This window comes from Sporosarcina jeotgali (assembly GCF_033304595.1).
Taxonomy (GTDB): Bacteria; Bacillota; Bacilli; order Bacillales_A; family Planococcaceae; genus Sporosarcina; species Sporosarcina jeotgali.
Genome location: NZ_CP116341.1, coordinates 1,624,124 through 1,650,337 on the forward strand (window position 1 = coordinate 1,624,124; position 26,214 = coordinate 1,650,337).

At 43.2% G+C, this 26,214-nt stretch carries 22 protein-coding genes, 1 other RNA gene and 1 other annotated feature; of the genes, 9 read left to right on the forward strand and 14 right to left on the reverse strand.

The window, feature by feature from the left end; all coding sequences use genetic code 11:
- Positions 1–18: 18 nt before the first annotated feature.
- On the forward strand, positions 19–654 hold the full coding sequence (gene trhA, locus PGH26_RS07970; protein WP_323690552.1) for a PAQR family membrane homeostasis protein TrhA: 636 nt from the start codon (positions 19–21) through the stop codon (positions 652–654).
- Positions 655–687: 33 nt separating this feature from the next.
- Here the strand turns inward: trhA and PGH26_RS07975 are convergent, their stop codons facing one another.
- The 5 genes from PGH26_RS07975 to PGH26_RS07995 all read right to left on the reverse strand — a co-directional run bounded on the left by PGH26_RS07975 (position 688) and on the right by PGH26_RS07995 (position 4,322).
- On the reverse strand, positions 688–1,176 hold the full coding sequence (locus tag PGH26_RS07975; RefSeq protein WP_323690554.1) for a dihydrofolate reductase: 489 nt from the start codon (positions 1,174–1,176) through the stop codon (positions 688–690).
- Positions 1,177–1,191: 15 nt separating this feature from the next.
- A complete protein-coding gene (locus PGH26_RS07980) occupies positions 1,192–2,148 on the reverse strand; it encodes a thymidylate synthase (RefSeq protein WP_323690555.1) in 957 nt (318 codons plus the stop codon).
- Positions 2,149–2,245: 97 nt separating this feature from the next.
- Entirely contained in the window at positions 2,246–2,842 is a 597-nt protein-coding gene (locus PGH26_RS07985; protein WP_323690556.1) for a YpjP family protein, read from the reverse strand.
- A gap of 263 nt (positions 2,843–3,105) precedes the next feature.
- Positions 3,106–3,888, reverse strand: coding sequence for a class I SAM-dependent methyltransferase (locus PGH26_RS07990; protein ID WP_323690557.1), 783 nt, complete (start codon positions 3,886–3,888; stop codon positions 3,106–3,108).
- Positions 3,885–4,322 (reverse strand): BrxA/BrxB family bacilliredoxin, encoded by a 438-nt coding sequence (locus tag PGH26_RS07995; RefSeq protein WP_323690558.1) that lies wholly within the window; start codon positions 4,320–4,322, stop codon positions 3,885–3,887. Before PGH26_RS07995 ends, PGH26_RS07990 begins: the two co-directional genes overlap by 4 nt.
- A 158-nt stretch (positions 4,323–4,480) precedes the next feature.
- Here PGH26_RS07995 and PGH26_RS08000 point away from each other — a divergent pair, with 158 nt between their 5' ends.
- Positions 4,481–5,134, forward strand: coding sequence for a hypothetical protein (locus PGH26_RS08000; RefSeq protein ID WP_323690559.1), 654 nt, complete (start codon positions 4,481–4,483; stop codon positions 5,132–5,134).
- 139 nt (positions 5,135–5,273) lie between these two features.
- On the opposite strand, the gene PGH26_RS08005 is transcribed toward PGH26_RS08000, so the two are convergent.
- Entirely contained in the window at positions 5,274–6,401 is a 1,128-nt protein-coding gene (locus PGH26_RS08005) for a virulence factor (RefSeq protein WP_323690560.1), read from the reverse strand.
- A gap of 15 nt (positions 6,402–6,416) precedes the next feature.
- The gene (locus PGH26_RS08010; protein WP_323690561.1) at positions 6,417–8,315 is read right to left on the reverse strand and encodes an ABC-F family ATP-binding cassette domain-containing protein; all 1,899 of its coding nucleotides are present in this window, start codon (positions 8,313–8,315) and stop codon (positions 6,417–6,419) included.
- Positions 8,316–8,617: 302 nt separating this feature from the next.
- Between PGH26_RS08010 and PGH26_RS08015 the strand changes: the two genes are divergently transcribed.
- Complete coding sequence (locus PGH26_RS08015) at positions 8,618–10,111, forward strand: peptide MFS transporter (protein WP_323690563.1); 1,494 nt, start codon at positions 8,618–8,620, stop codon at positions 10,109–10,111.
- A gap of 123 nt (positions 10,112–10,234) precedes the next feature.
- Positions 10,235–11,245, forward strand: coding sequence for a DUF1646 family protein (locus PGH26_RS08020; protein WP_323690565.1), 1,011 nt, complete (start codon positions 10,235–10,237; stop codon positions 11,243–11,245).
- 107 nt (positions 11,246–11,352) lie between these two features.
- Here the strand turns inward: PGH26_RS08020 and PGH26_RS08025 are convergent, their stop codons facing one another.
- Positions 11,353–12,324 carry a proline dehydrogenase family protein gene (locus tag PGH26_RS08025; protein WP_323690566.1) on the reverse strand — a complete coding sequence of 324 codons (972 nt, stop codon included), beginning with the start codon at positions 12,322–12,324 and terminating at the stop codon, positions 11,353–11,355.
- 123 nt (positions 12,325–12,447) lie between these two features.
- Positions 12,448–14,187 (reverse strand): methyl-accepting chemotaxis protein, encoded by a 1,740-nt coding sequence (locus PGH26_RS08030; RefSeq protein WP_323690567.1) that lies wholly within the window; start codon positions 14,185–14,187, stop codon positions 12,448–12,450.
- A 266-nt stretch (positions 14,188–14,453) separates the two neighbouring features.
- Between PGH26_RS08030 and PGH26_RS08035 the strand changes: the two genes are divergently transcribed.
- From PGH26_RS08035 to ilvA, 3 genes are all read left to right on the forward strand, one after another.
- A complete protein-coding gene (locus tag PGH26_RS08035; RefSeq protein WP_323690568.1) occupies positions 14,454–14,897 on the forward strand; it encodes a MarR family winged helix-turn-helix transcriptional regulator in 444 nt (147 codons plus the stop codon).
- A gap of 24 nt (positions 14,898–14,921) precedes the next feature.
- Complete coding sequence (locus PGH26_RS08040) at positions 14,922–15,824, forward strand: diacylglycerol/lipid kinase family protein (RefSeq protein WP_323690569.1); 903 nt, start codon at positions 14,922–14,924, stop codon at positions 15,822–15,824.
- Between the two features lie 134 nt (positions 15,825–15,958).
- Positions 15,959–17,230 carry a threonine ammonia-lyase IlvA gene (ilvA, locus tag PGH26_RS08045; RefSeq protein WP_431312486.1) on the forward strand — a complete coding sequence of 424 codons (1,272 nt, stop codon included), beginning with the start codon at positions 15,959–15,961 and terminating at the stop codon, positions 17,228–17,230.
- 50 nt (positions 17,231–17,280) lie between these two features.
- Here the strand turns inward: ilvA and PGH26_RS08050 are convergent, their stop codons facing one another.
- Positions 17,281–18,699 carry an NAD-dependent succinate-semialdehyde dehydrogenase gene (locus tag PGH26_RS08050; protein WP_323690571.1) on the reverse strand — a complete coding sequence of 473 codons (1,419 nt, stop codon included), beginning with the start codon at positions 18,697–18,699 and terminating at the stop codon, positions 17,281–17,283.
- Between the two features lie 196 nt (positions 18,700–18,895).
- On the opposite strand from PGH26_RS08050, the gene selD reads away from it, so the two are divergent.
- Positions 18,896–19,939, forward strand: coding sequence for a selenide, water dikinase SelD (gene selD / locus PGH26_RS08055; RefSeq protein WP_323690572.1), 1,044 nt, complete (start codon positions 18,896–18,898; stop codon positions 19,937–19,939).
- 12 nt (positions 19,940–19,951) lie between these two features.
- Entirely contained in the window at positions 19,952–20,995 is a 1,044-nt protein-coding gene (gene mnmH, locus PGH26_RS08060) for a tRNA 2-selenouridine(34) synthase MnmH (protein ID WP_323690573.1), read from the forward strand.
- 736 nt (positions 20,996–21,731) lie between these two features.
- Here the strand turns inward: mnmH and PGH26_RS08065 are convergent.
- The 4 genes from PGH26_RS08065 to hisS all read right to left on the reverse strand — a co-directional run bounded on the left by PGH26_RS08065 (position 21,732) and on the right by hisS (position 25,904).
- Complete coding sequence (locus PGH26_RS08065; protein ID WP_323690574.1) at positions 21,732–22,502, reverse strand: tRNA threonylcarbamoyladenosine dehydratase; 771 nt, start codon at positions 22,500–22,502, stop codon at positions 21,732–21,734.
- An 82-nt stretch (positions 22,503–22,584) separates the two neighbouring features.
- A non-coding RNA gene (ssrS, locus tag PGH26_RS08070) (6S RNA) lies at positions 22,585–22,766 on the reverse strand.
- Between the two features lie 88 nt (positions 22,767–22,854).
- Positions 22,855–24,621, reverse strand: a complete 1,767-nt coding sequence (gene aspS / locus PGH26_RS08075) for an aspartate--tRNA ligase (protein WP_323690575.1) — start codon at positions 24,619–24,621, stop codon at positions 22,855–22,857.
- A gap of 20 nt (positions 24,622–24,641) precedes the next feature.
- Positions 24,642–25,904: a histidine--tRNA ligase gene (gene hisS / locus PGH26_RS08080; protein ID WP_323690576.1), complete on the reverse strand. Its 1,263-nt coding sequence runs from the start codon at positions 25,902–25,904 to the stop codon at positions 24,642–24,644.
- Positions 25,905–25,969: 65 nt separating this feature from the next.
- Positions 25,970–26,205: a binding site (T-box leader), on the reverse strand.
- Positions 26,206–26,214 lie beyond the last annotated feature (9 nt).

The following is a 26,214-nucleotide window of genomic DNA, read 5'->3' on the forward strand; positions in this document are numbered from 1 at the left end:
AAAAGGAGGCACTCGCCAATGGAAAGCGCGTTTGACTATAAAACCCGCAAAGAGGAACGGTGGAATGCCATAACACATGGCATTGGAGTACTGTTAAGTATTCCAGCTCTCGTTTTCCTCATTTTAAAAGGGGTTCATCAAGACAATGTCCTTGCGCTCGTCAGTTATAGTATATTCGGTGTGTCGATGATATTGTTGTATACGATGAGTACACTTTTGCATAGCTTACCTGAAAAGTTCAAGAAACTGTTTTCGATATTCGATCACTCAGCAATCTACTTTTTGATCGCAGGTACGTATACCCCATTCGTACTGGTAGCGATCGGCGGTAGTTTGGGCTGGACTCTGTTCGGTATCGTATGGGGGCTGGCTATTTTTGGAACATTGTTTAAAGTGTTCTTCATCCACCGGTTTGAAGTCGTTTCCCTCATTCTTTATATCGTGATGGGATGGCTGATCATTATTGCAATAAAACCATTATACGCGACACTTACTGGTACAGGTATTACGCTGCTTGTTGCAGGCGGTGTGTTGTATACTCTTGGTGCTTTAGTGTATGCATGGCGCAGTCTCCCGTACAACCATGCAATTTGGCATCTTTTCGTTTTAGCTGGGAGCGCTTCCATGTATTTCAGTGTTTTGTTCTTTGTATAGGTATGTAAGGCAGCCATAATCGGCTGCCTTTTTTTATGCTGCTGTTTCGCGTTCGTAAATGTGATAGGCATAAGCGAGACCGTCTTCTGTGCGGTGGTCTTTAGATTCTGAGATCAGTTTCCATCCCATACTGTATGGAGGGAAGAATGTGTCACCTTCATAGGTACGGCGAATGATTGTCGTGTAAAGACGATCAGCATAAGGCATGGCCATTTCAAAAATTTGAGCTCCGCCAATTATCATAACTTCTTCTGCATAGCTTTCAGCACGTGCAATGGCTTCTTCTAACGAATGAACAATGACGACGCCTTCAGCTTGGTAGTTCTTGTCGCGAGTCAAAATAATATTAAGACGTCCCGGCAACGGTTTGCCAATGGATTCAAATGTTTTTCTGCCCATGATGATGCCTTTACCCATCGTCTTTTCTTTAAAATACTTTAGTTCCTCGGGGATATGCCAGGGCATTTTATTGTCGACTCCGATGACTCGGTTTTCATCGTGCGCTGCCAATAATGAAATCATAAGTATCCTCCTTAGTTAAACAGCAATCGGTGCTTTGATTTTCGGATGCGGGTTGTAATTCGTTAAGACAATATCAGATGTCGTCAAATCGAATATTGATTTCCCTTCCATATTGACACTAATTGTTGGTAATTCACGAGGTTCTCGAGTCAATTGCTCTTTTACTTGATTGACATGGTTTGAATAAATATGAGCGTCCCCTAATGTGTGGATAAATTCTCCTGGAACCAAGCCTGTCTCGAGAGCAATTAAATGAATGAGCAAAGCATACGATGCAATGTTAAATGGAACACCAATGAAGATATCTGCGCTTCGTTGATAGAGCTGGCACGATAGTTTCCCATCTGCTACATAAAACTGGAACAGTGCATGGCAGGGCGGCAGCGCCATATCTTCAATTTCTGATGGATTCCAAGCGGTTACGATATGTCTTCTTGAATCGGGATTGTTTTTCAGTCCGTCGATCAGCTGGGCAATCTGGTCAATCGGCTGCCGTCCTGTTTCAGTCGCGCCGGTTCCAAAGCTTCGCCATTGTTTCCCGTATACGGGTCCCAGGTCACCATACGTTTCTGCAAATGCATCATCTTCTGCAATTCGTTTTTTAAAGTGTTCCATTTCAACTTTATACTGAACACGGAATTCTTCGTCCACGGGTGCACGTCTTCCGAAATCCGTCATATCAGGTCCAGTATACTCTTCACTGTTTACCCATTTCTCAAACGCCCACTCGTCCCAAATCGGGTTGTTTTCTTCTACCAATGTGCGGACGTTTGTATCTCCTTTTAAAAACCAGAGAAGCTCTGAGACAATTAAACGAAATGCTGTCTTTTTAGTCGTCATTAAAGGGAACCCTTTTTGTAAGTCGTAACGCATCTGGTAGCCGAATACACTTAATGTGCCCGTTCCAGTGCGATCCCCTTTTTGAATTCCTGTATCTAATACATGCTGGCAAAGATCTAAATATTGTTTCATGGTTCAGCCCTCCTGTTACTCTCTAGTCTTACTATACCAAGTGAAGGTTACCTATTACAAATTTCAAAAAGTCAACAAAAAACCACCAAGACAGCTGTCAGGACAGCCACTTCGGTGGTGTGTTTTTGGACCAGTAGACGTCGCCCAGCGTATGATGCGCTTGGTAATCGTCTTCCGGAAGATGGTAATGGAAGTTAAAGAAGTATCCATCTTGCGGCCGTTTCTCTGTTCTGACATGAAAGAGAAGCAAATTTTTATCTGCATCGACATCTTTAATATTAAATATCTTTTCAGAAGTTCCGCCAGATGGATGTTCTGAAATGGCCAATTTCCGATTCATTTGCACGTGTTCACCAATCTTTTCACGAATGACTTGTTCGATTTGGGGAAAAATCACTTCGTCAAACTCATCTTCAATAACAGGACCGATTTTTGAGCCGAACTTTGTGAATGCGAGCGTGCGGGCACCATTTACAAGTTCTTCTTCAGTAAGTATGTCTTCAGAAGTAGTAATTCCAGTAAAATACGGGTCATCGAAATGAACGGCATACTGTGTTGTATGCTGTGGATGTTCAGCTTCTTTTACATCTTCTTTGTCATGTAGAGTCGACCAGATTTCGTGATTCGGAGAAATGACTCCGAATGTCACAAAAGCGACTGATATGATCATCAGTTGCTGTAACCATTTTTTCATATCTCATCACCTGCACTTATGTATTTTAAAAGAACCGCTTTCTGAACAGTACGAAAAATAACCGAAAAGGTTCCCTCTTTTCTAATTTCATTGTACAATAAACTTTAGAGTACGTGTATGTTTTTTTAAGGAGGTTACTCAGATGGATGTTCAATTAATCGCCGGGATCGGCATGCTGGTATTCGTCCTATACTTAAGTTCACTCAATTTCACGCATTAATTCACAAAACGCCAATCGGTTTCTTACGAGACCGATTGGCGTTTTATTTTTCTATAAACCCAAAATGGAACTTGGTATTGGGTCTTATTAGCTGCGTAAAGTTGAATTCTCCGAAGACCGGATCGCTAAAATGGGCTTTTACTACAACTCGTTTTCTGGCTACCCGTTTCGCCTCCGCCACCCACTCTTCTGTCAAACTCCCATGAACCCCTGCCTGCCGAAGCGGAGCAAAGCTAGTTGACTCAGATATCGTTTGAGAAAACATCGGATCCAAGTATACAATATCCCACGACTGTTCAGGCAACCCCGATAAAAAAGAGCAAGCTGAGTCCTGGATGACAGAAATTCTGCGCATCGCATCTTGCAGTTCTTGAAACTTAGGTTCAAATTGTGACAATCCTGTTGCGGTAATGAAGGCAACATCGGGATCAGCCTCAATTCCTTTTACCTTGCCTTCAGTCCCTGCTGCAAAAGAAGCGACAATACTATCTGTCGCTAAACCAAGTGTGCAGTCCAAAAATGAGCTGCCCGGTTCCAATTGACAAGCGTCAATGAGTGGATCCGATTCCCCTTTCATCAATCGCTTGAGACGGAAAGCGGCAGTATCCGGATGAAAGAAAAAGGGCTCACTCATTTCCTGTCTGAATAATTCATAGCGTTCTTTTCCCGCTACAAGGAGATCGCTGGAATAGGTTTCCATAATTTTATTCACAGAACGTTTGCTGCGTGGAATTATTGAGTATCCGAGTGCCTGGTGTGCAGCATGTGCACGAGCTTCGGTTACCTCATCCGGTCGGCCAGCAGTTGTAATGAGGACGCGATTCATGCCGTAGTGACTTGGTTTAAGGCACCTGCCAGGTGGTCTCTTACTTGTTCCATTTCAAATCCTTCGATTTGCTCTCGAGGTATGAAGTACGCAAGCTCTCCATTTTTTACAATTGCAATGGACGGTGAGCTTGGCGGTACGTCAGAAAAATAAGAACGCATTTTTGCAGTCGCATCTTTTTCCTGCCCAGCAAATACAGTAAACAAGTGGTCGGGCTGCTGATCCGCTTGACTGAGTGCTTCTCGTACAGCAGGTCTGGCGAGTCCAGCAGCACATCCGCAAACTGAATTGATCACTACGAGTGCAGTTCCCTTATGATCTTCCATCACAGAGGTAACATCGTCTTCTGTAAGCAGTTCCGTAAAACCGCTTGCTACTAACTCTTTTCGCATTGGTTGTACAATTCCTTGCATGTATTCTTCATAAGCATTCATTGGAAATAGCCCCCTAATAGGTATTGGTGCTCTATTCGATACACCGTCATTCTTATTCTACATGGAAAACACCCGAATGAAAACGAACGGCATTTGAACCAGACTTGCGTCATCCTGTGATACACTACATACAGACTTTACACGCAAGGAGAATTCTTATGGATATCAAACACCAGCAACTGAATGCTTATTATTACAAACGATTCACTCAACGAAACTTTGACGAAAAAGATGTACTTGGATTTTTAACGGCAGCAGGGAGTGATCCCCAGTTTGAAGTTTTGTATGCACTAAAGGAACTTGTCACTTCTCGTGATACAGCAGCCAGCTCAGTTAAACCCTATTTTGACCGTGCCCAAGAAATTATTAGCCGGCTGGGGTCAGGCGGAAAAAAAGAGAAGATCGAACTTCTATACTCATTCAAAGAAATCCGCAATGGACTGAACCTATACTTTACTGAACATGGATTCGACAAGCTGCCAATTGGAACAATTAGTGATTTGTTGTTGTGTTTCATATCACTTTTACAAGGAATACAGATTCATAGCGGAAAAAACCGTCGCGCAGTCGGAAGTTTATGCTTTGGAGCCTCTCATAAAGAGCTGCTTCTGATGGGTACCATTAAGACAACTGTACGCGGTCGCTCTGTACCTGTTACATTTCCGATACTAGCGGTAATGAACGAGTATGAAAAGATTCAAAAACAAGATGACATGGATAGTCCATACCTCTTTGAAACAACCGTTGCAGAAATCGTCACGAATGAAGGCAGCCTAGTCGTTACCTTCCCGGAAATACCATCCCAATTATAAAAAAAGCAGCGCCACCTGAATTTGATCAGAGGGCGCTGTTTTTGTAATTAAGCGTTTGTTGCTTGCTGTTCAGCGATGAAAATATCGAGATGTCTCGAAGTGCACACTACCCCCAAGACCCTCTATAGCTTTTCCGCCTTCAATTTGTTGTGCTTCTCAATTCAGTCATTTGCTTCCAAATGGAACCTTTTGCATCTTCACCTTCTTCAATACGCTCAATTGCCATCTTGATTTGTAATTTCACTTCAAACTCTGGGTCCTCAACAGCTTCACGCAGTGCAGGTAACGATTTTTCTGTTCCTGTTTCATATAAGAACATTGCGGCACGCCAGCGGACTAGTTTGTTTTTGTCTTTCAACAGCTCCATTGCGGCTGATTCGAATTCAGCGAATCCTAGATCGCTCATGCAATCCCCTGCCGTCCTTCGCACAGCCCAGCTTTTATCATGCAAAGCCTTCTCAATATATGGAACTACGTCAACTGACTCAATCATCCCTAAATATACAGCTGCAAGTCGTCGGATCGACATTTTTTCATCAGTTAATGCACGGTCGAGCAACGGCAAATCTTGAATTGCAGGGTCTGCCATTTGGTCTAGTAACCGGAATCGTGTTTCCCATTCCTGCGTTTCAAATTCAGCTAATGAAACCTTGAACCGTTCTTGGCCGCTTTGAGTATTGCCTTCATGTGAGTTGTTCACAATTGCAGCCAAACGTTCTTCAGGGTATGCAGCCTCCACTTCTTTAACGACGGTCTCTCCTATTTCTTCTTTACTGCCATATCGAATACCGTAATCAGCCCACTTGCGCAAGAGAATATAATTCTCGACTTCTGCGCTATGAACTTTTTCCATAGCTGATACAAACCGCTCACTTAAGCCGAATCGCTGTTCACTCTCACTGTCGAACACTTTAACTTGGAGCGGGATATCTTTATACGTCTGAACGTGCACATAGACTTCGCCAAAGTGCTCAGCTGCTTCGGAAACTTCTTCAGTCTGCTCTGAAGTTTCCTTGTTAAAAACTTTTCGAACTTCCGCCAGAATCGTTTCCCACTGAACATTTCCAACACGTTCAACCGCCATGAAATTCATGACATGATAAATTCCTTTGATTCCTGTTATTTGAAGCAATTGAGCGACTGGCTCAGGCGCAGTCGCTGCATCTTCTTTTTTATAATTGTGCGTTTCCAGCATTGGCAGTTCCGTATCCAGCACAATTTTCATCGAGTTCGGACTTGGTGTTGGTTCAATTGTTACTATATTCATCACTTGGTACCTCCTTTAATTGTCCATCAATTCTTCTAAAATTGACCAGCGTTCAATTAAGTACTCATACTTTTCGTTCAGCGCATCCAGGCTTTTTGTCAGATCCCTTAATTTATCATAATCCGCACCGCAAGTACTCATTTCCGTTTCAGTGGCCGCAATTGCTTGTTCCGTTTCTTCAATATCTTTTTCAATGGTTTCCCATTCACGTTTTTCTTTGTACGTCGGCTTCTTCTTAGCAGGTGTTTCAATTACAGGTTCTGCTGTGCGTTCTTCGGTCATTGCAGGTTCAGAGACCGGCTTTGAAGTTTCTTTGAACCGTGCAACTTCTAAATAATCGGTATAGGACATGAAAACCGTCTCTATATTCCCCATCCCGTCAAGGACCCAAAGTTTGGTGGACGTACGATCCAAAAAGAATCTGTCGTGTGAAATCGTAAGTACCACGCCAGGGAAAGTTTCTATGAACGTTTCAAGAACGGACAACGTCTCCAAGTCCAAATCATTTGTCGGTTCATCCAGCAAGAGAACATTTGGCTGTTCCATAAGCAGCTTCAGCAGATATAAGCGCTTTCGCTCGCCGCCTGATAATTTGCCAATAGGTGTTCCGTGTGCAGAAGTTGGGAACAAAAAGCGTTCCAGCATTTGAGAAGCCGATATTCGGTTGCCTTCTCCATCTTCAATGTCATTAGATGTTTCCCGAATGTATTCAATAATACGTTTGTTTTCTTGCATTTCGGGTAAATGCTGTTTGAAGTATGCAATTTTAACTGTTGTTCCCCGTTCGATGATTCCTTCGTCCGGTTCAAGTAAACCGTCAAACATGTTGACCAAGGTTGTTTTACCGGCACCATTCGGACCGACTATAGCAATGCGATCTCCTGATTGAAGAAGCGTTGAAAATTGATGGATAATTGTTCTGCCGTTGAATGACTTGGAGATGTCTTTAGCTTCCAAGACTTTTTTCCCTAATCGGGAAGTTTTAAGCCCGGCATCCATCTCTTCTTTCACGGAACCGCTCTTCACTTGCTGCTCAAGCTCTTCAAATCGTCCAATTCTGGCTTTCTGTTTTGTAGATCTCGCTTTAGCACCGCGCCGTATCCATTTTAGTTCTGAACGATAGCGATTTTTAAGCTTATCTTCCGTTGCGGCGTTCATTTCCTCACGAAGCGCTTTCGCCTCTATATAATCGCCATAGTTGCCTTTGTGCGCATAAAGCGTTTGGTCTGCAAGTTCGAAAATCGAAGTGGAGATTGCGTCCAGGAAATACCGATCGTGTGTCACAAATAATACAGCGCCCGATAAATTCTTAACGAAATCCTGCAGCCAAGTAATTGAAGCGACATCCAAATGGTTCGTTGGCTCGTCAAGGAGCAGCAGATCTGCAGGTTCAATGAGTGTTTTCGCAAGCATGACACGCTTCCGCTGACCGCCTGAAAGTTCGCCCATTTTTTTGTCATACGTTTCAATTCCTAATTTTGAAAGAATCATTCGGGCTTGTGTATTTATATCCCACGCATTTTGCTCATCCATCTGTGTTTGATAGGTCGCAAAACGGGCCTGATTTTCTTCAGAGTCAGGATTTTCCGTGAGCGCCTGCAAGGCGTGTTCATAATTTAAGTTTAATCGAATAACGGAGGCATCACTTTGAAACACAGCTTCCATTACAGTTAAGGATGGATCGATGATTGGATCTTGCGGCAGATACGCGATCCGATAATTATTCGGATGATCTTTAGAGATGGTATCTGCATCTTCAGTACCGGCGATTATCGAGAGCAACGTAGACTTTCCCGTTCCATTTATGCCAAGCAGGCCCGTTTTCTCTCCTGATGTTATGGTGAAATCGATTGCGCGAAATAATGTTTTTTCACCAACCGTTTTTGTTAGATTTTCTATAATCATTTGACTCATGACAACACTTCCATTCTATAGCCTGTTCTTTTCATAATACCTTATATTTGTCCGCTTTTGTAGAAATAGCCTTATCGCTTAAGTGTTTCAGGGTTTTCTATTTTGGGGGCACTCCCTGAGATTGGGAATTTGACAGCTTTTATTATCTGAAAATAGCTTCGAATCGCAATTCTTTCTATTCAAATAAACATAAAAGTCAAGGAAATCAATATTATAAGACTTATTTTATTTTCGAATATATTATTTTCAGACTACCACTAAAAGTGGTACTATGTTCTTCATAGATAAAAGGAGGATTTCTCATGTCACAGCTGTCAAAAAAGGAAATCGTTGAAAGTGTCCCTCAAAAAGGCTTCTTCGGTCATCCAAAAGGACTGTTCTCGTTATTCTTCACTGAATTTTGGGAGCGCTTTTCTTACTACGGAATGCGAGCTATTCTCGTCTTCTATATGTACTACGAAGTTTCAAAAGGCGGTCTTGGAATCGATCAGGGAACTGCTCTTGCAATTGTTTCCTTGTACGGATCACTCGTCTATATGTCAGGAGTTATTGGCGGCTGGTTAGCAGACCGGGTATTCGGTACGTCACGTTCTGTCTTCTTCGGCGGAATTTTCATAATGCTCGGGCATATTGTTCTTTCTTTCCCCGGAGGCCTTGGAATGCTCTTCTTCTCCATGGCGTTAATCGTCATTGGTACAGGGTTACTGAAGCCGAACGTATCAAGTATGGTTGGAGATATCTATCCTGCAGGTGACAATCGTCAGGATGCTGGATTCAGTATCTTCTATATGGGTATTAACCTGGGTAGTTTCATTGCACCTTTAACTGCCGGAACTATTGGAACAGAATACAATTTCCATTTAGGATTTAGTGTCGCTGCTTTTGGTATGTTCCTAGGACTGGTCATGTTTGTCGTAACAAAGAAAAAGAACTTAGGTCTCGCAGGAACTTATGTGGCAAACCCGCTTTCTCCTGCTGAGAAGAAAAAAACGATCAAAATTGTCGGAATTGCAGTTATTATATTAGCAATTCTAGTGGCAATCGCAATTCCAACTGGATATCTAACATTGAATTCCTTCACAGCTTTAGTTGGTATTCTTGGATTCGCTATTCCAGCTGCGTATTTCATCGTTATGTACCGAAGCCCTAAAACTACAAGTGATGAAAAGTCCCGAGTTCTGGCTTACATACCACTGTTCTTAGCAGCTGTTATGTTTTGGTCAATTGCAGAGCAAGGATCCACAATTTTAGCACTCTATGCAGATAAAAGAACGAACTTGGATTTCTTAGGCATTCACATATCACCTGCTTGGTTCCAGTCATTGAACCCGTTGTTCATCATCATTTTCGCGCCGGTGTTTGCATGGCTTTGGGTTAAGCTTGGAGACCGTCAACCTTCAATCCCTCATAAGTTCTCGCTCGGTTTGCTATTTGCCGGTATTTCATTTATCGTCATCTTGCTTCCTGGTGTCTTGAGCGGTACGGATGCTTTAGTTAGCCCGATTTGGCTGGCATTAAGTATTTTCACACTTGTACTTGGTGAATTGTGTATATCCCCAGTGGGATTATCCGCGACAACTAAACTTGCACCTGCTGCGTTTACTGCACAAACCATGAGCCTTTGGTTCTTGTCGAATGCAGCAGCTCAGGCATTGAATGCACAGCTTGTTAAATTGTATTCTGCAGATACTGAAATGCTTTATTTCGGAATTATCGGCGGAGTTGCAATCGTACTTTCAATCGTTGTATTCTTTATCTCGCCAATCATTTCTCGTTATATGAAGGGTGTTCATTAAAAGAAATTCAACAAAAAAGCGGTTTCCATTACGGAGACCGCTTTTTTTGTGTCCTGTGATTTAACAAAATGCAGTTGCATACTTTAAAGAACTAGATAAGTTTTGTTAAGCGAGGGATCGTCTATGATATTGATTTTGCTCATTCTGCTTGTTGCTGTTCTATTTGGACCTTTTGTATTGCCATTTGCAGAACGTCAGTTGGAATTCTACCTGTTTACATTAGGAATTCTCTCCGTATTCACAGCAGGCATATGGAGTGCGTCAATTGTTCATACGGTACTTACCGATCCTATCGCAATCACATGCGCTGTATTCGTCGCAGGAATGCTATTCCGTATCTTCGAGCGGCCATTCAGCCAGTTAATACGCTTTACGGAGCGTCTACTTCCCTCCCGTATTTTTGTCGCACTCATCGTGATCGGGATTGGGTTAGTCTCAAGTTTCATAACAGCAATCATTGCAGCAATTCTTCTGGTCTCAATCGTCAGCTTGCTCCATTATGACAGACAAACTCAAATACGCCTGGTCATTGTCTCATGTTACGCCATCGGGTTAGGTGCCGTGCTGACACCACTAGGCGAACCTTTGTCGACCATCGCAACCAGCAGACTGAACGAATCCTTCTTTTACTTATTTTCATTGTTAGGAAGCGACGTTATCACCGCTATCGCTTCATTAGGAGTTTTTGCGGGAATCGTCATTCCTCCGCCAAATAGGAAGCGCACTATCGATAAGAAAGTAAAACGTGAATCGTGGAGCGCAATTGTTGTGAGAAGTATTAAAGTATACGTATTTGTGATGGCACTGACTCTGTTAGGAGCCGGATTCGAACCACTGCTGAGTCCTTTTTTGGAAGGGAAAAGCCCTGCGGTCCTTTATTGGATCAATATGATCTCTGCTGTTCTGGATAATGCCACATTAGCTTCAATTGAGCTCAGCCCCGCTATGGATGAACCCACGATACGGGCCATTCTAATGGGCTTGCTTATAAGCGGAGGCATGTTGATTCCCGGTAATATCCCAAACATCATTGCAGCTGGAAAGTTATCAATCACCAGTAAGGAATGGGCACGCTTCGGCTTCCCGTTCGGACTGTTAGCGATGCTCGTTTACTTTTTTGTCGTTGTGTACTGACTATATACCATCGAAGTGGCGGCGCATGTTCTATAATTCTTGCGACTAAAAAAGGCTGCTCGGAAATCAGTTTTCACTGAACTTCTGAGCAGCCTATGTTGTTTCTATTACTTATTTCGTTTCGTCATGCGGCCAAGTGCAAATGCACCCGCAGCCAGACCAATTAGCGTGTTGGTCTTTTTATTGAATACTTGCTTCACAATCAAATTCATGTTTTGAGGACGCTCTGCAAGACGGCGCATGAAGTACCCATACCAGTCTTCTCCAAAAGGAACGTACGTCGTGAAGTTGTAGCCTTCCTTGGCAAGTTCTAATTGCATATCTTTACGGAATCCATAAAGCATTTGGAATTCAAACTTGTCATAAGAAATATCATTATCTTTCACAAATTGCTTCACATGATTAATGACATGGTGATCATGTGTTGCAATCGAAGTGAACTTTCCGTTCAATAAATGCCATTCAATTAATTTAACAAAGTTTTCATCGATATCCGCTTTGTCTTGATACGCAACTGCTGGAGATTCTTTATAAGCTCCTTTTACAATGCGCAGACGGAAATCTTGATGCTGTTTCATATAGTCTTCTGCTTCGAAGAAGTATGCTTGAATAACTGTTCCGACATTTTTATAGGTCTTTGATAAGTCATCAAGTAAATCGAATGAAGGCTTCAATCGATCATAGTCTTCCATATCAAAGTTAACAAAAATATCGTAGTCGTTCGCTTTACTTACGATTTCCCGCAAATTTTCTTCACAGAAACCCGGATCGATATCCAGTCCGAGCTGAGAAGGCTTCAGTGAAATCGTAGCATCGACACCGTTTTCATGAATTGCTTCAATCACACTTAAAATTTGTTTTTTTGCAGCAGTTGCTTCTTCGCGATTGTAAACGAACTCACCAAGATTGTCGACAGTACAAGAAATACCGTGCGCATTCAGTTCCTTAATACTTTCAATTGTCTCAGGAATATTTGTTCCTGCTACTACGTTTTGAGCTCCCAGCTTTAGACCGTATTTTTTTGCTGCGCTGTTTAATGTCTGGTTTTGGGAAAGACCCATAAATAAATCTTTTAGCATGTCGATAACTCCTCAGAACTAAAATTTTTCACTACTTCATTATATCATATATCGCAAGGATACAACATGATCTGACACGTAAAAGACGTTCCCTTTTAATTCCTATAGCTTTATCCAAGTTCTTTATGGTCGCGTTGCTGAGTCCGCTGCTTCCTCAGCCATTCTAAACAGCTGCACACTCGTATCCAATTCATCTGCAAGTCGTTTCATTTCGTTAGATTGTTCAGCTACATCAGTAATGGTTGCGGATGTCTCTTCACCTGATGCTGAAATATTTGATGTCATTTCTTCTAATGATCGAAGCGCATCCGACAGCATTTGGATATGACGTTCAGCCTCTCCAGATTTTTGTGCTTCTCGCATTAGACTTTCAGAAATCGCAGATACTTCTGCAACGGTTTCTTCAACAGCCGTGGAAATACCGCTTAATGTCTGCGCAGTTTGACGGACTGTTTCTGACCCTGTTTCAATCAGTTCACCGCTTTCTTCAGTAGAATGCACCACATCTGCAATGCTGGTAGAAATATCTTTTATCAGCTGTCCAACTTCCTGGACGTCCTGATTAGATTGCTCAGCGAGTCGGCGCACTTCATCAGCAACGACTGCAAACCCTTTCCCATGTTCACCTGCTCTAGCTGCCTCGATAGAAGCATTCAATGCGAGTAAATTGGTTTGGTCAGCAATATCTGAAATCGACTCTGTAATCGTTTGTATCTTCTTTGCGGAATCTATAAGACCTTGAATTGCTGATTTCGTACTGGAAGAGGATAGTGAAATCTTCTTCATATCATCACTTAGTGATACAGCACGTTCTCTGCCTTCTTCGGCCAACACCATCGTGTTTGATGAAATCGATGTTGCTTTCTTTGCGCGGTCATCCGCCAGGTGAAGATCATTCGCTAAATCTTGGATAAGAAGAGCAACTTGACCGGCACTTGCATTTCCGTCTACTACAGAACTAGCTGCTTCATTAATATTTTCTGATACCATATGCGCTGCGCCTTCCATTTCTTTCAAGGAGTCCACAGTTTGTGTAGTGCTTAGAGTTAATTTAGTTGATGTTGTTTTGACGGTTCCGATCATACTCCGCAGATTGGATGCAAGCGTATTTAAGGTAATACCTAAATCCCCAACTTCATCTTTGCTTGAAACCTGTACGTCTGCAATCCCTAAATTACCGTCTGCGAGCTGTTTCGAGTGTTCTATCAACTCCGAAATCGGTCTTGTTTTTTTACGAAGCAAGAAGATTGTCAATAACGCTGCGAGCAATAACGGCACGATGCTGATCAATATTCCGTTACGAACAACTCCCCATGTGCGGGAAGTAACAATTCCAGCATCAAAGTCGATTACACTTACAGCGATCACTTCTTTTGAAGGATCCTGATCTTTGAAAATAGGCGCATAGCCGGACAGCCGTTTCATTCCTGCAAAGTTATATGCTTTTGAATATGTTGGATGCTTCATTTCTTTAAGCATAGCAATCGCTTCTTCATCTACTTTGAACTTATCTCCCGGTTTGAAACCGTTGTTTTGGAGATTGTCATCGACAGCAACTAATGTACCGTCTAAATCTACAATATATTGCGTTTCAAAAATATCTTTATGAGCGGTTGTCCAGTTAAGCTGCTCGCCCACTTTGTCTTGAGTGGAGCTGTCGCCTTCGAGAACTTTGTCCATATCTTCCGGTAATATAAGACCAGTTGTTATATTTGCACAACCATACGCTTCAATTCCAGCTGCTTCAAAAAGCTTGTCATATGCAGTCTTGTAGGTAGCTACAGAAGTGATTGCAAGCATGACAATAAGAATTCCAATAATCAAACTCCCCAGCTGGAACGTTAATGACCTTTTCATCTTCATGATTCATAATACCTCTTTCTAATTTCACATAATAAGGACTTTATTACTTTAAACTTTACCTCAAAACTCCTAGAAAAACTATACATACATAATTATTTCACATAACCTTCACGATTCCTGCATATCTCTTATCGACTAAAATTTCAGCTTTCGAAGTCATTTTTCTCTATTTTTTATTTCACTTGGGGTATGATTAGTTAGTATTTCATTTTGAATAACCTGTTATGAATCGCATTTCAGGTATATTACTACCGGAGGTTTACACAATGTCTGATACTAACGATAAAAATATTTTTGAATTACTTCATACGATTGAAAAAATCAGCTATCAAATGGTTATTAAATGGCAGCAGCGATCCAATAACGACTTAGGTATTTCTCATATCCTTGTCTTGCAGGAATTGGTGAACGAGGGAGAAAGCCGGCCTTCTGATATTGCGAAGAAATTAAACTTTACACCCGCTTCCCTCACACACCTTTCAATGAAGCTAACGAAGCAAGGTTTAATTGAAAGAAGACAATCTGAAGAAGATAAGCGCACTAAATATTTATCCATCACCAATGCTGGCAAGGAGCTTGTCGAAAAAGCGTATAATGACGGTATCGAAGTCCGCCGTGAATTATTTTCACATATTTCTACAGAAGAACAGCAAAAAATGCTGGAGATTTACAGAAAGTTGGATGAAGCACTTATGAAGCCCTCGAAATAATTTAGTGGAGATGAGGTATGGCCTATGTTTGCACTTATTGTCAATCCTTCTTCCGGCCGCGGTCGGGCAACCTCTCTATTTCAACAAGTCGAAGAAAGACTAATCCAACACGATTTAGCTTATACGACTCTGTTAAGTGATTCTAAGGACGCTTCGATTGAGTTTCTTAAACGACTTTTAGATGACTATAGACTAACAGCGATTATTATCATTGGCGGTGATGGTACTGCGGGATCTGTCGTTCAAGTCGCTTCAAATTACGCTATCCCGCTCGCTATTCTTCCCGCAGGTTCCGGAAATGACGCCGCAAGAGCGTTTAACCTTACATATGATCCAAATGTTTTCGTACAAAAACTAATCCACCTTTCTACGCAACAGGTCGATTTACTCAGTGTAAATGGAAAGAAAGGAATCACCATTGCGGCTGCAGGGGTGGATGCAGAGATTGGAGAAGCGGCAAATCACTCCTTTTATAAATCCTTCCTGAATAAATTCGGGATAGGAGGAGTCGCTTATCCAATCGCTGCGATTCATACACTCTGCACCTTTACACCATTTGAAGTCAGGTTGTCCATCGACAACACCCCTCATGCTTGGCACCGCACGTGGCTGATTGCTGCAGGCAATACTCCATCTTACGGGGGTGGATTGCGTGTCTGTCCGGAGGCGTTGCCAAATGACGGTGTGCTGCATATTACCGTGGCACATTCCGCTAGCAGGACATCTTTACTTCTTCGTTTGTTTCCGAAACTGCTTCAAGGTAATCTGATTCACAGCCCTTCCATCAGTTATTTAACAGGTACCGCCATAACGCTGCAAGCCAATCGAAATATTCTTCTTATACTCGATGGTGAACCTATCCATTCGCCACAGTTCACAATTTGTATAGAAGCGGGTGGACTAAAGCTTGTAAACAGCAGCGAATAACTCATATTTTCATAAAGAAAACGCTTTCATATTATTCTCGGACTAAATGTTCTAACTATTTAGACTAAGTTGTTGTATTCTCCCTGCTCCTCATGGTAGTATTGAAAAATGCTAGTGTTGAGGAGGTCGCCCCATTGACAAACGTTCAAGAAGTAGAAAAGAAAAGTTTAGGTATTGAAGATATTTTGATAGCGAATCAGGTGTTAAAAGATATCGTGGCACATACGCCTCTTCAGAAAAACGAGCGGTTGTCAGAAGAATATGGATGTACCGTTTATATAAAACGAGAGGACTTGCAGCATGTTCGATCGTTCAAACTCAGAGGCGCTTATTATAAAATCAAGCGGATTGAATCCGCTGCTTTAGAAAAAGGAATTGTTTGTGCGAGTGCTGGTAATCACGCTCAAGGAGTAGCCTTTGCATGTGCGCAGCTAGGAATTGACGGGAAAATCTTTATGCCCTTAACGACACCTAAGCAAAAGGTGGATCAAGTTAAAATGTTCGGTAAAGGGTTTGTTGAAATCTTATTAACGGGAGATACGTTCGATGATTCCTTTGACAGTGCAATACTTTGTACAGAGGAAGAGGATCGAATATTCATTCATCCTTTTGACGATTTCGACATTATTGCCGGTCAAGCTACGGTGGCTGTGGAAATTATGAATGACATCGAACAGCCGATTGACTATGTATTTTCAAGCATCGGCGGCGGCGGACTTATGTCCGGTATGAGCACATACATTAAGAATTTATCTCCGTTAACGAAGATGATTGGTGTTGAACCTGCTGGAGCAGCGAGCATGAAATCCTCTTTTGATAATGGAAAGCTTACACCGTTAGCCTCGATTGATAAGTTTGTTGACGGCGCTGCAGTAAAGTGCCCTGGCCAGAAGACGTTCGATATTTGTTTTGAACTGGTGGAAGAAATCGTAGCAGTTCCAGAAGGTAAAGTATGTACAGCAATTCTTGAACTGTATAATAAGCACGCAATTATTGCAGAACCTGCAGGAGCGCTCCCGATTGCCGCACTGGATTATTATAAAGATGAAATTAAAGGAAAATCGATTGTCGTTGTCATTAGCGGCGGAAATAACGATATCGGCAGAATGCAGGAAATCAAAGAGAAATCATTGATTCACGAAGGATTATTGTATTATTTCATAGTGAATTTCCCTCAGCGTGCAGGAGCACTGCGTCAATTCCTTGATAATGTTCTCGGTCCGAATGATGATATTACCACATTTGAATATACGAAGAAAAACAACAAAGAAAACGGCCCGGGACTCGTAGGAATTGAGCTGAAGCATCCTGAAGAGTATGAAGGACTGCTAGACAGGATGCGATCGAATGGTTTCTCATTTACTGAAGTGAATAATGACAGCACGTTGTTCGATTTGCTAATTTAGTGAAACAAAAAACAGACAAAGCTCTAAATCGCTTTGTCTGTTTTTTGTTTTCACAATCCCACTGAAATGTATTTCACTTCTACAAATTCTTCTATCCCTTGGCGGCCCCCTTCTCTGCCTAAACCGCTTTGTTTAAATCCGCCAAATGGTGCTTGCGGTGAAGAGGGTGATCCGTCGTTCAGACCGACAATTCCATATTCAAGCTGTTCACTCATTCGGATTCCTCTGCTGAGGTTTTCGGTGAAGAGATAGGCTGCTAGTCCGAAAATGGTATCATTCGCCCGTTGAATTGCTTCCTCTTCTGTCTTGAATACAGAAATCGGAGCAACGGGTCCAAATGTTTCTTCATTCATACATAACATATCTTCGGTTACACCTGTCAGCACAGTCGGTTCATAGATCAGTCCATCTAACTTTTTACCGCCTGTCGCAACTTTGGCACCTTTGTCGAGTGCATCTTTTACATGTTTCTCTACTTTTTCAATCGCCTTTTCATCAATCAATGGACCAATTTTAGTACCCTCTGCAAGACCATCCCCTGTCTTCAGAGCCTGAACCTTAGCAGTGAATATTTTTGTAAACTCTTCGACAATCGACTCTTGGACATAGACGCGATTCGCACAGACGCATGTTTGACCGGCATTTCTAAACTTCGTAGCAATAACACCATCCGCAGCTTTTTCCAGGTTACTGTCTTCCATCACAATCGCAGGTGCGAGCCCCCCAAGTTCCAGTGACACTTTTTTCACTGTATCCGATGCTTTCTTCATCAAACCTCGTCCAACTTCCGTGGAACCTGTAAACGTGATTTTTTTAACACGACCATCTTCGAGCCAAGCATCGCTAATTGTTTTTGAATCCCCCGTGACAACATTCACGACACCTGGAGGGATTCCCGCTTCCAATGCGAGTCTTCCGAGCTTAATGGCAGTCAGAGGGGTTTGACGGGATGGTTTTATGACGACTGTACATCCCACCGCAAGCGCAGGTGCCACTTTCCGTGTAATCATTGCAGCTGGGAAATTCCATGGTGTAATGGCAGCGACGACACCGACTGGTTGTTTAGTGACAAACATGCGCTTATTTTGTTGTGTGGCAGGAATCGTTTCCCCATAAAGACGCTTCGCTTCTTCTGCATACCACTCGTTGAAGCCATTTGCATAATCGATTTCACCAACTGCTTCTTTTGTTGGCTTCCCTTGTTCCAGCGTCATAGTTTTGGCTAAATCGTATTTGTCGCGTTCAATCAGATCATGCCATTTCATGATCAGTTCGCTGCGTTCATACGCAGAGAGTGCGGCCCAGTCCGGAAATGCTTTACTTGCTTCATCTACAGCAAGAACCGCTTCTTTTTCCCCGCCGTTTGGCACATCTGCAATCTCTTTTTGAGTGAATGGATTAACAATAGAGATTTTCTCCAGTTTGTCACCGAAGTCCGGTTTTCCAATAATCATTTCGTAGCTTTCCATTTAAAATTCCTCCTTCAAAATCGATGGTTCCTATCAACACGAATCCTCACATGAGGTGTGATAAACATAAGATTTGACGGTTGTTCTCAGTTTTTGAATGCTTCACAACAGAAAACTGAGCGTTTTGTGATAAACTGAACGATAGCAAGCTTTTCGGGCTTACTGAACAAAACAAGAATTGTGAGGCGACGTACACATGGAAACAACCGTTAAACTAACGACACTTACAAAAAAAGGAGGCTGCGGCTGCAAAATCGGACCAGCAGATTTAGCTGAAGTTTTGCGCACGCTCCCTACTGCTACACCGAATCCAAACCTATTGGTAGGATTGGATACAAGCGATGATGCCGGTGTTTACAAGTTAACAGACGATCTTGCAATCGTGCAAACACTGGATTTCTTCACACCGATCGTGGATGACCCGTACGACTTCGGTCAAATTGCTGCAACTAATGCGATCAGTGATGTCTACGCAATGGGAGGAACTCCAATAACTGCCCTTAATATAGTTGCATTCCCTATTGCAGTACTCGACAAAACAATTTTGACAGAAATTCTTCGCGGGGCTGGCGACAAATTGAAAGAAGCTGGCGTCGCTCTGGTCGGCGGGCATTCGATTGACGACCAGGAGCCGAAGTTCGGTCTCGCAGTGACAGGTACTGTTCATCCGGATAAAATCCGACCGAATGCAGGGGCGCTTCCTGGAGATATTCTAATTTTAACAAAGCCAATCGGAGTAGGAATTTACACGACTTCATTGAAACATGGCGAGCTATCAGAAGAAGAAATCAAACACGTGACCTCAATCATGACAACATTGAACAAAACAGCTGCTGAAACGATGGCTGATTTCGATGTTCATGCAGTTACAGATGTGACTGGATTCGGTCTGCTTGGGCATACTTCTGAGATGGCGAAAGGTAGCAATGCGGGCATCACAATTGAAGCGAGTGCGGTTCCAGTCCTCCCCCGTGCTAAAGAATTAGCTGAAGGCGGCCACGTCCCGGGCGGAACCAAGAACAATTTCGCACATCTTGAAAATGATGTTACATTTGCAAGTCACTTAAACCAGATCGATCAATACATTTTGTGCGATGCGGTTACTTCTGGAGGGTTGCTGATCGCAGTTGCTCCTAATGAGGCTGATGAGCTGTTATCTGCCTTGCAGAAGAATGGTGTAGATGCAAAACAAATTGGTAAAGTTACGTCTGAAAATCCCGGACACATTACAGTCCAATAAGAAGGTGCATGTATGTTTCGAGATATAACGCTGCGAGATTTAATGGGGCTCCACGCCAAAGAGCCCCATACAATGATCGATGTCCGATCTCCTAAAGAATTTGCAGAGGCAAGCATTCCAGGCGCCTTGAATATTCCTGTTTTTAATGATGAAGAGCGTGCAGAAGTCGGAACGATCTATAAGCAAGTGGGTCAAGCCGAAGCAAAAAAACGAGGACTCGCTATTTTTGCTGAAAAACTCCCTGATTTCATTGCTGAGTTTGAAAAGATTGATACGTCTATGACCGTTTTTTGCTGGCGCGGCGGGATGCGCAGTAAGACTGCAGCAACGGTTCTCGATCTCATGGGAATCCACGCGCATAGACTTACAGGAGGCATTCGCACATATCGCCAATGGGTGGTCGAAGAGCTGAATGCAATCGAATATAAACCTGAGCTGATTGTGTTAAACGGCTATACGGGGTCCGGCAAAACGGTGATTTTGCATAAGTTAGCTGAAGTGAACGAACCGATTATAGACTTAGAAAATTTAGCCGGCCATCGCGGGTCGATTTTCGGTCAGATCGGGTTAGAAGGCAGTAATCAGAAAAACTTCGAATCGTTGCTTTTACATGATTTAAAACGGACCAATGATGAGAAAGTTGTATTTATCGAAGGCGAGAGTAAACGGATCGGCAAAGTAACGATGCCTGGTTTCTTGTTTGATAAAAAAGAACACAGTCGGCAGCTGATCATCAAACTCCCCATTCAAGAGCGTGTGAGAATTACGCTGGAAGACTATAAACCAGCAGAGCGGCCAGAAGAGTTTATAAAGGCATTTGAGCAAATCCGGCGTCGGATCCACGTACCGATTGCAAAAGAAATTGAAGTTGCGCTGGATAACGGTGATTTCGAGACAGCTACCCTGTTACTCCTTGAGCATTACTACGATCCTCGCTATCAGCATTCTACTGGAAAAGTGGATGATGAGTTAAAAGTGGCGATTGAAGCGGATACTGTGGACGAGGCGTTCGAAAAAGTACTGGCGTGGAAAAAAGAATATATGAAGTTGATATAAGGAAAGCATGCACACCGTTGGGGGTCGTTTGACGACACCCTGGCGTGCATGCTTTTTTTGTTGTGTTTTAAACGAAATGTGGATGTGTATGCTGCAGACGGACGCTTATCAAAACAAGTAAGTATAATCAGTGTGCCGCTTGGAAATTGGGTTGTGGCTTAGATACACAGTTCGTGAATTAAGTGCACTTAACCAATCAAATCTCTTATGTTTTTTCATTTTGCGTAGATTTGGGATACCGGTTCACCAGTTCCATTATGAAAGAAATTAATTGGTAGCGCTTCGCTTGATTTTTCGCGGGCTATTGCTTCAATTTCAGGTGTTAGAGATATTGGTGGATTTATGAGTGCATTTTAATTGGGTTGTGAGCGCTTTTCTTGGGTTATGATCATATTTTCAGCTTTATGAGCACTTTCTCTGGTTTATGGTCACTTTTCCAGGTTTATGATCACTTCCCCTGGGTTATGATCACTTTTCCAGGTTTATGATCACTTCCCCTGGGTTATGATCACTTTTCTAGTTTTATGAGCACTTTCCCAGCTTTATGATCACTTTTCCAAATTTATGAGCACTTCCCCTGAGTTATGATCACTTTTCCAGGTTTATGAGCACTTTCCCTGGTTTATGATCACTTTCACAGATTTATGATCACTTCCCTAGCTTTATGAGCACTTTCCCTGGTTTATGATCACATCGCCAGAGATATAAGCATATTCCACCACCTCTTCAGCCACCCTTACTTCTTCGCGTCGCTCACCCGCTCCAGCGGGATATCTGCTGTGATATCATTCAGTACCCAGCTTGCGCAAACGAGGCCAGCTACAGATGGACAATAGGAATTCGAGGCAGGCGGCATTTTCGCTTTACGGATTGCGGCTTCCGGCTTCCCTACCGTCTCTGCCACATCAGGGCGCACGATGATCGGGCTTTCATCCGAAAATACAACGGGCACCCCTTTATAGATACCCAGTTTTCGCAAACGCGTCCGAATTACTTTAGCAATGGGATCTGTATGCGTTTTAGAGATATCTGCAATTCGGAACCGAGTCGGATCAATTTTGTTGGCTGCGCCCATGCTTGAGATGATTTTAATGCCCCGTTTGTGACATTGTTCAATCAAGTGAATTTTGTAACTGATCGTATCCGATGCATCAATTACATAATCCGGCTTTTGATCGAAAAAGCGCTCTGCTGTCTCTTCCGTATAAAACATATGGAGCGGGACAATTTCGCAATTCTCGTTAATGTCCTGAATGCGCTCAACCATCACTTCCGCTTTCGAGCGTCCAACGGTAGATAAATAGGCGACTAGCTGCCGGTTGATATTGGTAATGTCCACATCATCTTTATCTATTAAAATGATTTTGCCGACACCGCTTCTTGCGCAAGCTTCGGCTGCAAAAGATCCTACCCCTCCTACCCCTAAGATTGCGACGGTTGTGTCGCTCATCCGCTTGACGCCTTCTTTGCCTATGGATAATTCGTTTCTTGAAAACTGATTCAGCATTTTCTAACGACCTTTCTTTTTAGAAATTCACAAATAAAAACCCCTCAGCAAGACTGCCGAGAGGTGAACATTCACATAAGAAACAAATCCCGAATGTGCCGTCTTTGTAATATCGTTTTGAACCCGCATACAGCAGGTGGGTGTCCGATCTTCTTACTTCTGAGGTCCCATGACAGGCATGTCATCATAAGAAGAATCTAGACTCCCGACGATTGAAGTGTTCGGTCAAAACTGTCTGGCAAATAACGAACACCTCAGGATTTGTTGTTAGATGTATCATATCATACGACTTCTTGAGATTCAATAATTTGCACGAAATATTTCTTGTTTAATTCAGAAAAGTCCTAATTTCCTATTTTTGTTCGTCCGCCAATTGGATGTGAAGTTCTTTCAATTGTTTAGGATCAACCGCATCCGGAGCTGCTGTCAACAAGTCTGTAGCACTTGCTGTTTTCGGGAATGCAATTGTATCCCGCAAGTTAGTAGAACCAGAGAGCAGCATGACAAGACGGTCGAGTCCGAAGGCGATTCCGCCGTGCGGGGGCGTTCCATATTCGAATGCATCGAGAAGGAATCCGAACTGCTCGCGCGCTTGCTCTTCAGTGAAACCGAGTGCTGCGAACATTTTCTCCTGAACATCACGTTCGTAAATACGAAGTGAACCTCCGCCTAACTCGTAGCCATTTAGCACTAAGTCATATGCTAACGCTTTGACAGTTTCAGGACTTGATACGAGTTCTTCCACGTCAGCAGGCATCGTGAACGGATGGTGTGCTGCGTAATAACGGCCGTCTTCCTCGTCGTATTCAAACAACGGCCAATCCGTCACCCATAGGAAGTTATAAAGGGACTCATCAATTAATCCGCGTTCACGGCCGAACTTCATTCGGAGTGCACCGAGTGTGTCTGCGACCACTGATTTTTTATCAGCAGCGAATAACAGCAAGTCACCTGGCTGTGCATCTGCGGCAGTTTTAAGTGCTTCTGCAGTCTCCCCTTCGAAGAACTTGGAAATCGGACCTTTGAGACCGTCTTCTTCACATTTCAACCAAGCTAATCCTTTAGCGCCGTAGACTGCTGCGAATTCACCGAATCCATCGATATCTTTACGTGAATAATCAGCTGCAGCACCTTTTACGTTGATTAATTTTACTTGGCCGCCATTTTCTAATGCGCCCGTAAATACTTTGAATCCTGTTTCTTTAACAACTTCAGATACATCGATTAGTTCCATCGCGAACCGTGTATCCGGCTTATCTGAACCGTAACGGGCCATTGCGTCTGTATACGTTATCCGTTTAAATGGTCCGTCAATTGTAATATCCTTCACATCGTTCATAACTTTTTGCATGAGACGTTCGTTTAACTCGATAATTTCTTCAATCGACATGAAACTCATTTCCATATCAATTTGAGTGAATTCCGGCTGGCGGTCTGCCCGTAAATCTTCATCACGGAAACAGCGGGCAATCTGGAAGTAGCGGTCGAAGCCGGAAACCATCAGCATTTGCTTGAACAGCTGCGGTGATTGTGGAAGTGCATAGAACTCTCCGTCATGCACACGGCTAGGTACGAGATAGTCACGCGCGCCTTCAGGTGTGGACTTAGTCAGGATTGGCGTCTCGACTTCGAGGAAGCCTTCACCATCCAGGAAGTTTCGGACAGTCTTTGTAATATCCGAGCGCATTTTGAATGTACGCGCAAGTTGCGGACGTCGAAGATCGAGATATCGATATTTCAAACGCAGCTCTTCACTGACATCTGTGTCATCTTCGATTAAGAATGGAGGATTCTTCGCTTCGTTAATAATTGTCAGCTCAGTTACTTGAACTTCAATTGAGCCTGTTTTCAAATTCTTGTTTTTCGTCCGTTCGTCACGTTCTACTACATTTCCTGTAATCGAAATGACGAATTCGCTGCGCAGCTTTTCTGCCGTAGCGAGAGCTTCTTCAGAAATTGCAGGATTGAAAACCGCTTGGACGATGCCCGTGCGGTCGCGCATGTCAACAAAGATTAACCCTCCGAGATCACGCCGTTTTTGGACCCATCCTTTTAACGTAACTTCTTGACCGATATGTTGCTCGTTTAGTTCTCCACAATATTGTGTTCGCTGCATCATTCAACACTGCCTCTCTTCAATTAGCCTTTGATAAGTTCAATTAGTTCTGTAACGCTGACGGATTGTTGTGTACCTTCCGCCATGTTTTTAAGCTGGACGATTTGTTGTTCGACTTCTTCTTCTCCAATAACGGTAACCCATTTGGATTGCAATCGGTCTGCTGATTTCATCTGAGCTTTCATCTTCCGGTCGAGATAGTCCATATCTGCACGGATGCCTGCTGCGCGTAATTGCTGAAGAACTTGGAAGCCTTCTTGCTTCGCCGCTTCACCCAGTGTCACGACGTACACGTCCAGCGCGTCATCATTTGTCAGCGGGACTTGTTCCGCTTCAAGTGCCAGCAGTAAACGCTCGATACTCATTCCAAAGCCGATACCAGGAGCTGACGGGCCGCCAATCTCTTCAGAAAGTCCATTATACCGGCCGCCGCCGCATAGCGTTGTAATTGCGCCGAAACCTTCAGCGGTGCTCATGATCTCAAAAGCAGTGTGATTGTAATAATCAAGGCCGCGTACTAGATTTGGATCTAATTCATAAGAGATGCCCGCTTTCGATAACAATTCCTTCAGCGCTTCAAAATACGCACGGGATTCATCATTCAAGTAGTCGGTAAGCGATGGGGCTGTTTTCATGAGCGGGTGGTCGCGGTCTACTTTACAATCCAAAATTCGCAAAGGATTTTTTTCTAAGCGAGTTTGGCAATCCCCGCAAAACTCATCAATATGAGGAGTAAAGTGTGCAACTAAAGCATCTCTATGTGCTGTGCGCGAATCTTTATCCCCTAGAGAATTCAATACCAGTTTGATGTCTTTCAGACCCGCACGTTTATATATTTCGAGTGCCAGGGCAATTACTTCAGCATCGATTGCTGGATCAGCACTGCCGATTGCTTCTGTTCCAAATTGAACAAATTGGCGATACCGTCCTGCTTGTTGTCGTTCGTAACGGAACATCGGCTCAATGTAGTACAATTTGACAGGCTGGTCGACCCAGCCAAACATCTTATGTTCAACAAACGAGCGAACGACTGGTGCTGTTCCTTCAGGACGCAAAGTCATGGAACGATCTCCGCGGTCTTTAAATGTATACATCTCTTTCGACACGATATCTGTTGTATCGCCAACCGCTCTTTGGAAAAGTTCAGTTTGCTCAAACATCGGAGTGCGAATCTCTGAATAGCGATACACTTCACATGCTTCGCGGATAAGCTGCTCTACTTTTTGCCACTTCCAGGATTCGGAAGGCAGAATGTCTTGTGTTCCTCTTGGCACTTTAAACTTCATTGGTAAACCCCTCTCGTTTGTTTCAGTTAAACGGAAATACAAAAAAGCCCCCATCCCTTGCGTATGCAAGGGACGAGAGCTTGTAATCAGCTTCCGCGGTTCCACCCAAATTGACGTCAAGGACGTCCACTCGTATCCGGATAACGGCCGGCTCCGTCTTTACCTAATATGCCCCTCGGACGTTTCAGTAAAGAGTCTCATTGGTGTTGTTCATCAAGTTAGTCTGCAGGGGGATTTCAGCCACGTCCGCCCTTCTCTGGTCAGCCACGATCTTGATTACTTTCCAAGTCATCGACATGAATTCATCATG